This window comes from Pseudomonas sp. HMSC066A08 (assembly GCF_001813025.1).
Taxonomy (GTDB): Bacteria; Pseudomonadota; Gammaproteobacteria; order Pseudomonadales; family Pseudomonadaceae; genus Pseudomonas; species Pseudomonas aeruginosa.
Map to the genome: position 1 here is coordinate 1 of NZ_KV811221.1, position 572 is coordinate 572.

General features: G+C 54.4%; 1 protein-coding gene. It reads right to left on the minus strand.

Translation table 11 applies throughout. The annotated features are described in order from the left end of the window. Positions 1-10 precede the first annotated feature (10 nt). Positions 11-499, minus strand: coding sequence for a phenazine biosynthesis protein PhzB (phzB, locus tag HMPREF2886_RS02105; RefSeq protein WP_003115119.1), 489 nt, complete (start codon positions 497-499; stop codon positions 11-13). Positions 500-572 lie beyond the last annotated feature (73 nt).

Here is a 572-nt window from a genome sequence, read left to right on the forward strand (position 1 = left end):
ATCGTTTCGATCAAGTGGGAATGCCTTCGCGTTTGATCTGCGGGACCGGAATGCTCAGGGCGCGCAATTGCTGGAAGACGTTCATGAATTCGCGGTTGCGCTTGATCTTGCCGTCGTCCAGTTCGAAGGAATGCAGGAAGTGGTTCTCGTAGTAGCCCTCGGGATAGCCGGGGAAGAGGATCTTGCCGTGGCCGTCGCACTCGACCCAGAAGTGGTTGGGATCGTCGGTCTCGAAGACCTTGATGTTGTACCACTCCCAATCCGGGAAGCATTTCAGCGACCACACCGCGTGCTCGGCCAGCTTGTCCTTGCCACGAATGACGATGGGCGAGCCGGTATCGGTGGTCCATAAACCGCCACAGCCGTCCTCGACGAAAAGTTCATGGCGGCGCAGGCGATCCTGACCTTTGGTGTTCATATACTTGACCACCGTCTCGCGATTCTTCCTGCGCAACTCCACGGCGTCTTCGAAACCTTGGGGAATAGCATTATCGAGCATCGTCATATCTCCTTTAGAATTGGAATAAACATTAATCAGGTGGGAATACCGTCACGTTTTATTTGTGGAACGG